At 28.1% G+C, this 11,761-nt stretch carries 11 protein-coding genes; all 11 read left to right on the plus strand.

The features are described 5' to 3' along the window. The first annotated feature begins 7 nt into the window (after nt 1-7). Nucleotides 8-871, plus strand: coding sequence for a pyridoxamine kinase (locus WAO56_RS10930; protein WP_422142959.1), 864 nt, complete (start codon nt 8-10; stop codon nt 869-871). Nucleotides 872-987: 116 nt separating this feature from the next. Further along, entirely contained in the window at nt 988-1,704 is a 717-nt protein-coding gene (locus tag WAO56_RS10935; protein ID WP_422142960.1) for a tRNA1(Val) (adenine(37)-N6)-methyltransferase, read from the plus strand. Further along, entirely contained in the window at nt 1,694-2,512 is an 819-nt protein-coding gene (rsmI, locus tag WAO56_RS10940) for a 16S rRNA (cytidine(1402)-2'-O)-methyltransferase (protein WP_422142961.1), read from the plus strand. Before WAO56_RS10935 ends, rsmI begins: the two co-directional genes overlap by 11 nt. A 9-nt stretch (nt 2,513-2,521) precedes the next feature. Next, nucleotides 2,522-3,481 carry a DNA double-strand break repair nuclease NurA gene (locus WAO56_RS10945; RefSeq protein WP_422142962.1) on the plus strand — a complete coding sequence of 320 codons (960 nt, stop codon included), beginning with the start codon at nt 2,522-2,524 and terminating at the stop codon, nt 3,479-3,481. Beyond that, nucleotides 3,481-5,334 (plus strand): ATP-binding protein, encoded by a 1,854-nt coding sequence (locus tag WAO56_RS10950; protein ID WP_422142963.1) that lies wholly within the window; start codon nt 3,481-3,483, stop codon nt 5,332-5,334. Before WAO56_RS10945 ends, WAO56_RS10950 begins: the two co-directional genes overlap by 1 nt. Next, nucleotides 5,318-6,061, plus strand: coding sequence for an acyl-[acyl-carrier-protein] thioesterase (locus WAO56_RS10955; protein WP_422142964.1), 744 nt, complete (start codon nt 5,318-5,320; stop codon nt 6,059-6,061). Before WAO56_RS10950 ends, WAO56_RS10955 begins: the two co-directional genes overlap by 17 nt. Nucleotide 6,062: 1 nt before the next feature. Next, nucleotides 6,063-8,375 (plus strand): S8 family serine peptidase, encoded by a 2,313-nt coding sequence (locus tag WAO56_RS10960; protein ID WP_422142965.1) that lies wholly within the window; start codon nt 6,063-6,065, stop codon nt 8,373-8,375. An 8-nt stretch (nt 8,376-8,383) separates the two neighbouring features. Next, nucleotides 8,384-9,157, plus strand: a complete 774-nt coding sequence (gene udp, locus WAO56_RS10965) for a uridine phosphorylase (protein WP_422142966.1) — start codon at nt 8,384-8,386, stop codon at nt 9,155-9,157. Nucleotides 9,158-9,334: 177 nt separating this feature from the next. After that, nucleotides 9,335-10,543: a S41 family peptidase gene (locus WAO56_RS10970; protein WP_422142967.1), complete on the plus strand. Its 1,209-nt coding sequence runs from the start codon at nt 9,335-9,337 to the stop codon at nt 10,541-10,543. Nucleotides 10,544-10,562: 19 nt separating this feature from the next. After that, nucleotides 10,563-11,414 carry a polysaccharide deacetylase family protein gene (locus WAO56_RS10975; protein ID WP_422142968.1) on the plus strand — a complete coding sequence of 284 codons (852 nt, stop codon included), beginning with the start codon at nt 10,563-10,565 and terminating at the stop codon, nt 11,412-11,414. Between the two features lie 230 nt (nt 11,415-11,644). Further along, a partial coding sequence (locus WAO56_RS10980; RefSeq protein WP_422142970.1) for an ATP cone domain-containing protein occupies nt 11,645-11,761 on the plus strand: 117 nt, incomplete at its 3' end.

Below are 11,761 nucleotides of genomic sequence, written 5' to 3' on the forward strand. Positions count from 1 at the left end.
AGATAAAATGAGTAAGAATAATATTGTTTTAATAAATGATAGACCAGGATATAGTAGAGTAGCTTTATCAGCTATGACACCAATTCTATACCATATGGGATATGGAGTGCTAAATCTTCCAACGGCTTTAGTTTCAAATACCTTAGACTATGGAGAGTTTGCTATTTTAGACACTACAGATTATATGGAAGAATGTATTGAGGTTTGGAAAAAACTTAATTTTAATGTTAATAGCATTTCAACAGGTTTTGTTTTAAATGAAAAACAAATAGATATTATTGAAAAGGTTATTTACATGAATAAAGAGTACAATCCTCTTGTTATGGTTGATCCAATTATGGCGGATAATGGTCAATTGTACAATGGAATAGATAAAGATCGAATATCCATTATGAGAGAATTAATTGCAAATGCAGATTTAACTATTCCTAATATTACTGAAGCATATTTATTGTTGGAAAATAGATTTAATAGGGTTTTTGTTGATACTAAAACAGAATTAAAGGATTTAGTAGATGGTATCCGAGAACAAGGTAGTAAATCTGTTGTTATAACAAGTGTAAAAGCAAGTAATGGGAAATATTATATTGCTGGCTATGATCATATATATAAAGAGTACTTTAAAATACCTTATGAAAAAATTTCTGTAAATTATCCGGGAACAGGGGATATTTTTTCTGCAATAGTATTAGGATATGTATTAAAAAATGTAAAATTAATAGACGCAACAAGAATTGCTGCAGACTTTATTTATAATTCGATACTTGAGTCAGAAAGAAATAATTTTGACAGAAAAGAAGGAATAAACTTAGAATTATATATTCACAATATAGACAAGGATTTTAGAAAGAAAGAGTGCCTAAAAAGTTAGATTTAGAACTAACCTATAGGTGCTTTTTTTATAAAATTTTTTATTAAGTTTATTTTTAGTTTTTCCACTATATATAATATAATAATAAGATAGGGTTAAATAAAATAGGAGAAATTATGAAATTAAATTATATACCTGGTACTAATTATAAAATATATACTGACAGTGAAAAATTTTCATTTGGAATTGATGCAATTTTATTATCTGATTTTGCTAAAACTAAGAAAAATAGTAGGGTTTTAGAAATTGGTGGAGGAACGGGAATAATATCTTTAAGAATGAATTATTTATATTCACCAAAAAACATAGCTTGTGTAGAGATTCAAAAAGATAATTTTGAAATTTTATCTGAAAATATAAAGTTAAATAAATTACAAGATTGTATTAATCCAATTAATGAAGATATAAACAATTGCTATAATTTAATAAAAAATGATTCACTAGATGTAATAGTTACGAATCCACCCTATTATAAGCTTAATCATGGTATAAAAAATAATGATATGAATCAATTTATTTCTAGATATGAGGTATATTTAACACTGGAAGATATTTTTAAGTTCGCAAAGTTAAAGTTAAAATCCAATGGAATTTTATATATGATTAATAGACCAAGAAGACTTGTAGATATTTTATACTATGGTAGAAAATATAAGATGGAACCAAAAAAAATAGTTCCTGTAATTTCAAGAAAAACAGAGGAACCAAAGATGATTTTACTTAAATTTGTTAAAAATGGTCGTAGTGACTTTGTTTTTGAAAAACCATTAATTATTTACAATGACGAAAATGAATATACAGATAGAATAAAGAGGATTTATTATGGACAATAAACTATACATAGTTCCAACACCTATTGGAAACTTAAAAGATATAACCTTAAGAGCTTTAGAGGTATTAAAAGAAGTAGATATTATTTACTGTGAAGATACAAGAAATACAATAAAGCTATTAAACCACTATAATATAAAAAACGATTTAAAATCCTATCATGAACATAATGAAAAATTAAGAACTGAAGAAATTGCAAATGAAATACACGATGGACTTAGCATTGCTATTGTTAGTGATGCAGGAATGCCTGGAATATCGGACCCGGGACATACTATTATAAAGTATTTTATTGAAAATAATTTAGACTATGAGGTTTTACCTGGCGCTACAGCAAGTATTACTGCCTTAGTTTCATCTGGACTGGATAATGACAAATTTGCTTTTTTAGGTTTTGTTCCTAGGGAAAAGAAAAATATAAAGGATTTTTATGAAAAATTAGATAATTTATATATGACATCTATAATCTATGAATCGGTACATAGAATAAAGAGTACTTTAAAAAAACTTGCAGAATTATATCCTAATAGAAAGGTTGTTGTTTGTAGGGAATTAACTAAAATCTATGAAGAAAAAATTTCCGGTACTTGTAATGAAGTCTATAATATTTTTCAAAACAAGGACAATATTAAGGGTGAATTTGTTATAGTTTTAGATAAGGCTGAAATAAAGGAAGAATTATTGGATATTAGGGAACTCTTATTAAAAGAAATAAACAATGGTTTGTCGAAAAAGGAATCAGTTAAGGTTGTTGTAAGTAAATATGGCTTAAATAAAAATGAGGTCTACAAAATAAGTTTAGAATTATAGGTGATTTTTTTGGAAGAAAAATTAATTGAGGAATTAAAGAAATTAAATGGTTTTTTAATAGAAAAATATTATTCAGTAAACAAATATAACAGAGAAGAAAAAAGAAATTTACTTGGAAAAGTAGGAAGTTTCATGAATATAAATTCCCTTTTAACTGATGAGTTAAAAAACATAAAAAAGGCTGGTGGAGTTGTTGCAGTAGATGGCTCTACGAATAAATATGGTGGGGCCTTTCCCCATTATATTCAGATGTTTAAGGCTGTAGCTAGTTTAGGACTTAGGGAAAATGAAAATATAGAAATAGCGGACTTATACTGTCCTTTAATAGATAAGGGAAGTATTTACGAAGAGAAAAAAATAATAGATAGAAAATTAGCACAAACAGAATTAAAAGTTGCAATAGAAGCTGTGAAAAAAAGTCCTAAAATTATAATTATGGATGGTTCCTTAATACGGTATAGAATATTGGCTGAAGAGTTATGGACTAGGTTAAAAGATTTAGTAATTGAAAATAATATTATTTTAATAGGTGTAGTTGAAGATATTAAAACATCTATAATCTATGATAATATATATAAGATAAAGGGTGAAAATGATACTACTGTTGCAATATATGATAGGGAATTTATTTTTGATGCTTTAAATTATTTAGAAGCATTATATTTAAACAAACAAAAAAAAGGTAAGGACAGTTTTGGTTTTAGGTCGACTTTCTTTAGAAGTAGTAAAGCTCCATCGGCTATAGCGGTAGATATTTTAGAAGAACAAGAAGCTTATTTGGAACTTAGTTTGTCATTAATTGCATCAATAACCGATATAAATAGTAGAGGGATTCCTTTTATATTGGATATTGCTGATGTACAAGCAAGAATTACAAATGATTTAATTAAACAATTAATAAAGAATTATATAGATGTAGAATTTTATGAAAAGTTATTTAATGCCCAAAGATTTAAAAGGAGTTTTTAATGGATATTAAAATAATTGGTATGACAGATCAACAGGAAGCATATATTGGTTCAAATTCAAGAAAATTTAGAATAAATGAATTTTTAATAATTGAAGATGTAGACCAAGGAGATATTTTAGGAGAAGTTGTTGAAGTTCATACCTATAATAGATATATTCCCATGGCAAATGATGGGGAAGTTATAGATAATAATTTAATAAAAAACCTAAGTGTATTAGGCTTTAATCTGGAAGATGGAACAATTTATTTAGGTAAAATTAGATTATTGGAAGAAGCAAATTATCCTATAGAAACTGGATCAAATTGTCGGGTTCCTAAATTTAAAGAAGTAAAGAAATACTTTATTTCAACGGATTTAAATAAGGGATTAAATATTGGTGTAATTAGAAATACAGATGATATTTATGAAAATATAGATGAAGAGTTTGTGGACTTATCATTAACCTTGGAAAACAAAAAGTTAATTAAACAAAAGGAAGTACCCTATATATTAAATCTTTATGATATGCATGAGTATCCTCATGTAGGAATATTTGGAGGCTCCGGCTCTGGTAAATCCTTTGGTTTAAGGGTTGTATTAGAGGAGTTAATGAATAAAAATATACCAACTTTAGTATTGGATCCCCATTATGAAATGGATTTTTCAGAAAAACTAAAATCCGACTATGGAAGGGATTATACAAATTTATTTTCAAAGTTTACAATTGGTGAAAACATTGGAATAGATTTTAAAAAAATATCCAGTAGAGATTTAAAGAATTTACTTCAAACTTCTTCAAGGTTATCTGAAGCTATGGAAAATGTAGTTGATAATTTACATAAACCCCAAGACAGTTTATTAACTTTTGAACAAAGACTTGAAAGATTAAAAAAGGGCCAGGAGTTAGGCTCATCTTTAAATATAAAAAAGGAAATAGAAGCTACTGATAATACAGAGGAGAAAAAATATTTAAACAAGGTTTTAGCTACCTATGAAAAATTAAACGACAAGTCACCACCATCATCTGTAGCAGGTGTATCATGGAGATTTGATAGATTAAAAAAACTAGGAATATTTGAACATAACTCAATTAATGCAGAGGAAGCTTTAAAATCTAATAAATTAGTGGTAATACAGGGAAGTATAAAAATAATTCAAGTGTTTTCAACCTTTTTAATAAATTCAGTTTATGAAAAAAGAAGAAATTACAAGGATGCTATAATAAATAATAGTGAAGAGGATTATTTCCCACCATTTTTTATTATTACTGATGAGGCACATAATTTTGCTCCCCAATCTAAAGATGGTGCTTCAGAATCGCCATCAAAGTATATTTTACGGGAAATTGCTCAAGAAGGTAGAAAATATGGAGTATTTTTAATTTTAGCAACACAAAGACCTTCTCTTTTAGATAGTACAATTACAGCACAACTTAATACTAAATTTATTTTTAGAACAACAAGAGCAAATGACATACAAACAATTAAGGAAGAAACGGACTTAAGTATTGAACAGACTAAAAGACTTCCTTATTTAAAAACTGGAGATGTTTTTTTATCGGAATCGGCTATTGGAAGAACTATGTATGTAAGAATAAGGGCGGCCCATACAATAACGCCACATAAAGAAAATCCATTTATAGAATTAGAAAATAGACTAAAAACAGATAATGATGATATTATGGAAGTAATAGATAATTATTTACCTATATCCAGTAATGACTTTTATGATTTAACTAAAGAAATTCAAGATGATACAGGCTTAGTATATACAATAGATCAGTTAAGAAATATTTTAGACAATTTAGTTTTAAGAGAACTATTAACAGTTAAGAAAACTTTTTTAGGGGATAAGTATGAAAAATTTAAATAAAAATATGTACCATTCAGAAAATTATAAAATATATAGTTTTAATTGTAATGAAAATGGAGAGGCAAGTTATCAATCCTTAGTTCAATATATGATTGAAACCTCCATAGAACAAACAAATATCGTAATGAAAAACAACCATGATTTTGATGATTATTTTTGGGTTATATACCAATGGGATATTGATTTTATTAAAAGGCCAAAAATGGGAGATGAAATAATAATAGAAACAGTGTCAGCAGGAGCTAAAAAATTCTATGCCTATAGAAACTTTACTATATTTGATGAAGAAGGAAATGTTTTTGTTCAAGCAAAATCCAAGTGGTTGTTATTAAATAAAAATAGAAAAATGCCAGTAAGAGTACCTGATGAATTAATTAATCTCTATGGTAAAGATGAAAGTCTGGAAGTTATTAATGGGGAATTTGATTTTAATAAAGATTTAGAATTTACAACTGAAATGGATTTTAGAATTCGTAAATCCGATATAGATACAAATAAACATGTTAATAATGCAAAATATATTGATTGGATTTTAGAAACCTTTAACGGATATAAAAAAATAGATAAAATTCAATTAACCTATAAAAAAGAAACAAGGTATGGAGAAGAAATTAAGTCAAAATCCACAGAGTTATTAGAAGAAAACGGCAATAAGGTAATGTACAATATTATAGAAGACAGTGAAGGAAATGTGAAAACCTTAAGTAAAATATATTTAGGAGATTAAAATGAAAAAGTTATTAAGTAGGGTATTATTAGTTGCTATTTTATTAACGTCGCTTAATATTAATACTAGCTATGCAGAAGAAAATAAAATAGAAAATAGTCTTGTAGATAAAATAAATAATAATGAAGTAGTAGATGTATTGGTAGATGTTAAAAATACAGAAGAAATAAAAACTGTTGTAAATTTAAAAGACAGTAAGGAGAAAAATATATCTGATAGGAAACAGTATATTGATGAAATAGAAAACAATGCAGAGAAATCACAAAAAGAAATTATTGATTTTTTAGAAGAAAATATTAAAAATAAGAATGTAAAAGAATATGAAAGTTTTTATATAACCAATACTTTACATATTGTAGGTAATGGAAAAACTATAGGAGAGTTAGCAAAAAACGAAAATGTTTTATATATTGAAGAAAATAAAGAGGCTAAATTAAATACTGAAAATAATCTTTTTGATGAATCAGAGCTTGCATCTAACAATAGATGGAATTTTAAAAATACAAAAATAGACGATGTATATAATAAATATAATTTAAAAGGCTCAGGAGTAGTTATTGGGTTTTTAGATAGTGGAGTAGATTATAAACATAAGGAGTTATATGACAATTGGAGAGGAAATACAGACGGAGTTGAATATAGCTGGTATGATGTATATAACAGAAGTGAATATCCAGAAGATGGAGAAATGTCAGGACATGGTACAGCTATAGCAGGAGTTGCTGTTGGAAAAACCGTAGGAGTTGCACCTGAAGCACAGTGGATAGCAGCAAGGGCTTTTCAAGGAAAAAGAACTAAGAATTCAGATATTTTAAAAGCGGCAGAATGGTTTTTGGCTCCTGGTGGTAGAGCTGATATGGCTCCAGACATTATTAATAACTCTTGGGGTGAAAATACAAATAGTAGATGGTTCGATAAAATGCTAGCATCATGGATTGCAGCAGGTATAACACCGGTATTTGCTTCAGGAAATAATCAGAATGGAGAAACTAAAGCTGGCTCTATAGAATATCCGGCGTCTAGTTTAGATGTTATTTCAGTAGGAGCAGTTGATGAAGGAAATATAATAGGCTATTTTTCCAAAAAGGGTCCTTCGAATTTAGATAATAGTAAAAATATTATTAAGCCAGAAGTAGTAGCTCCAGGAATAGGAGTTTATACAAGTGAACCAGGAGATATATATTCCTATTGGACTGGAACTTCAATAGCAGCACCAAATGTTTCAGGAATTATAGCGTTGTTGCTTGAGGCTAATATGACATTGACAACATCAGAAGTGAAAAATATCATATCTGTTACAGCAAAGCCTTTAACAGATAGTAGAAATTCAGTTTCTCCTAATATGACCTATGGCTATGGTTTAGTAAATGCATTAGAGGCTGTTGAATTAGCATATAACTACTCAAGTTATTCAAATATTAAGAGAATAGCTGGTTCAAATAGAAATGTTACTGCTACAGAAATAGCAAATAATTTTTATAGCCAAACAGATACAGTTTATATAACCAATGGAAATTTATATGCAGATGGTCTAAGTATGGGTTCATTAACTAAAGCCAATAACGGACCTTTACTATTAACAGACAAGGATTCAATTAGCGCAAACTTAGATAGTACTTTAAAATCATTATCGCCAAGTAAAATAGTTGTAATTGGTGGGAACAATGCAGTTTCTTCTAAAGTAGAAAGAAATTTAAAAAATTATACTAACAATGTAGAGAGAATAAGCGGTAGCACAAGAGTAGACACGTCTATAGAAATAGCAAAAAGAGTTAGACAAACAGAGAAAACCAACAGTATATTTTTAGTTAATGGATATATAGAGGCGGATTCAATTAATATAGTATCTGTTTCCAGTCGAGACGGAATACCTGTTTTGTTTACCGATGCAAATAAACTTCCATCTCAAATAAAAAATTATATTAAAAATGAAAATATCAGTAATGTTACAATAATTGGTGGAGAAAATACCGTAGGCAGTAATGTAGTAAGGGAATTGAAAAACATAGGAGTTACTGTAAGTCGAATTAGTGGAAGTGATAGATATGCAACAGGTGTAGAAGTTAATAAAATATACCATGAAGATAGTAATACAGTATTTTGTGCAAATGGAATTAATATAGCAGATGCTTTATCTGTAGGACCTGTTGCTGGTAGCTTAAAAGCACAAATTCAAATATTGCCAACTAATAGTATACCTGAAAGTGTAAATTCATATTTTTCAGGGAAAATCATAGAGGAATACTATATATTAGGTGGAGGTAACTCTATATCTAATAAAAATGCATATAATTTATATAGATTATTTCAATAGGAGATATTATGAAAGAAAAACTTTTAACAGATAGACAATTTCATATTGACTTAGAAAAGGGAGATGTTGGTAAATACGTTTTATTACCTGGAGATCCTAAAAGGTGTAAATTAATAGCAGATTATTTTGACAATCCAAAACTAGTAGCAGATAAGAGAGAATTTGTAACATATACAGGATTTTTAGATGGAGAAAAAGTTTCTGTTACTTCCACTGGAATAGGAGGTCCTTCAACTGCCATTGCAGTTGAGGAACTATGTAATATAGGAGCAGATACTTTTATTAGAGTAGGAACATGTGGTGGCATGGATTTAGCTGTAAAATCAGGAGATTTAGTTGTTGCTACAGGTGCTATAAGAATGGATGGTACATCAAAGGAATATACTCCCCTTGAATATCCAGCTGTGTCAGATTTTGATTTAACAAATTCATTAGTTGAAGCTTGTAAAGTAAATAATAATTCATTTCATGTAGGAGTAGTTCAAAGCAAGGATTCTTTTTATGGTCAACATAGTCCTCATAATAAACCAGTGTCCTATGGTTTGGAAAATAAGTGGGAAGCTTGGAAAAAGGCAGGATGTTTGGCTTCAGAAATGGAAGCGTCAACACTCTTTATTGTTTCAAGCTATAGAAGAAAAAGAGCAGCTGCAATATTTTTATGCATTAATAATCAGGAACGTGTAAAAGAAGGTTTGGAAAATAAAGTAGTTGAAGATGTGGACCTAGCTATAAAAACAGCAATAGAGGCCTTAAGAATTCAAATTAAAAAAGATAAAAAATAGAAGAGAGAGTTTAACTTTTTTCATATAAGTTAAACTCTTTTTGTGTAAAATAAAAATAAATTGTATATTTAATTATATTTGTAATATAATAACTAAATAATAAAAAATATTGAGATTTGATTGCAATACTATTTTTTAGGTATATATTTATATGGTATTATATTATTGAGGTGAAAGATGAAAAAATGGTTAAAAATATCTTTATCAACAGTTGTTTTAATAGCACTATTATCAGGTTCATTTTATTTAGGAAACAAAATAGCTATAGATAATGGTGAAAAGGTAGTAATTGATAAAGAAGAGTATGATATTTTTTCTAACTTAGATAGTTTTAAAGATATTATAGATGAGTATTATTTATTTGATATAAAGGATGAGGATTTAAAAACATCAACCTATAAAGGATTTTTTAACGGATTAGGTGATCCTTACACAGAATATATGACAGAGGAAGAATATGAAAAATTAGTAGAGAGTTCTAGTGGTGAATATTCTGGAATTGGTGTGTATATTACTGTAACTGACGATAATTTAATCAAGGTTATTTCTCCAATAAAGGGTTCCCCTGCATTTAATTCAGGTATTCAGCCAGGAGATATTATAGCTCAAGTAAATGGTGAAACATTTACAGGAGATCAATTAAATGACGCTATGGCAATTATGAAGGGAAAACCAGGAGACAAGGTTACAATAGGAATTAAAAGATTGACAGAAGATGGTAATTATGAAGATTTAGAAATAAAAATTACCATAGATATTGTAGAATTAAAAACAGTTGAATATTCTAAAATAGATAATTTAGGTTATATATTAATTAGTCAATTTGGTGAAAAAACCTATGATGAATTTGAGGAAGCCTTTAATTCTTTAAAGGATGATAAGGTAAAGGGAATTATATTGGATTTAAGAAATAATCCAGGTGGCTTAAAAGAAGCCTGTGTTGAAATTGCAGATTTCCTACTACCTGAAGGACCTATTGTAAAAACAATTGATAAAAATGGAAATGAGGATATTTCTGAATCGGATTCCAAGGAAGAAAATTTACCTATGGTAGTACTTGTAAATAATAACTCAGCTTCAGCTTCTGAAATACTAGCTGGTGCAATTCAAGATTATGGTAAAGCTACTATAGTAGGAACAACAACTTATGGTAAAGGATTAGTTCAAACTTTAGCTCCATTAAAAACTTTTGGTGTTAATGATGAGGGAGCATTAAAAATTACAATTCAAGAATACTTTACTCCTAAGGATAGAAAAATTAATGAGATAGGTGTTAAGCCTGACAGAGAGGTGGAAATGCCAGACAATACGACAGAATATGGAATTGAACACTTGGATACAGATGTTCAATTAAAAACAGCAATAGATATATTAGTTAATAGCTAATATATAAATAGGGGGAATTATGAAAGAAAAACTAAAAAATATTAAAAATATATTTGGAGTAATTTCAATTTTCTTCGTAATCGTTCTATTTGTTATATTAGGATTTGAAAATAAAAAATATACTAAAAATTTAGAAAAGAATATAACAAAAAAGGAAGAAGTGAAAAAGGAAGAAATAAAAAGGCCGAATAATATTTATTCTGCAGGGCAAATACAGAGAATTATATCAGGAAAAGAGGAATATACTGGGGAAAAACTAGTATTTTTAACTTTTGATGATGGACCTTTTAATGAATCTACTGGTAAAATATTGGATATATTAAAAGAAAATGAAGTAAATGGCACATTCTTTTTACAAGGGAAAAATATTAAAGATGAATCTTCAGATGTTTTAAAAAGAATTGTAGATGAAAAAAATGGAATAGGAATGCATAGTTTTACCCATGATTATAAAAAATTATACCCAAGTAAATCAGGTAATGCTAGTGCCATATTAGAAGAAATGAATCAAACACAAGCAGCTTTAAAAAAATATTTAGGAGAGGATTTTAAATCTTCTACTTGGAGATATCCAGGTGGGCATATGTCATGGAAGAATTTGGAAGAAGCCGATAAACTTATGGCTGATGCAGGAGTAACTTGGGTTGATTGGAATGTACTCAATGGAGACGCAGAGCCTTCTGCTAGAAGACCGGCAACAGCAGAGGGAATAATTGCTAAAATAGATAGTTCTATGGAGGAAGCAATAGTCAAAGATGTGGCAGTTGTTTTAATGCATGATGGAAAAAGTAAGGGATTAACAATTGAAACACTACCTAAAGTTATAGAATATTTTAAAGAAAAAAATTATAAATTCTCTATATTTAATTAAAAGTTCACTACAATATGTAGTGAATTTTTTCTTTAAATTAAATAAAAATTATAAACCACAATTCCAAATGTATAATTAATGAATATTTTTTAAGTATATTAATTAGAATTCGTAGGTTTAGGGAAAGGGTAAAAAATATTTATGAATATTATTCGCTACTATATATAGTATGCCTACATATAGTGGTTGCCATATATTGTAGATCTGTTAAAATATTTATGGGTGATAAAATGAATGTAATTAAAAGAGATGGAAATATTGTAGAATTTAATAAAAATAAAATAGTATCTGCTATAAAAAAAGCAATGAACAGTAGTACTGGAGTTTATGAAGAAAATCTAGCTGAA

Source organism: Miniphocaeibacter sp., from assembly GCF_049276255.1.
Classification (GTDB): Bacteria; Bacillota; Clostridia; order Tissierellales; family Peptoniphilaceae; genus Miniphocaeibacter.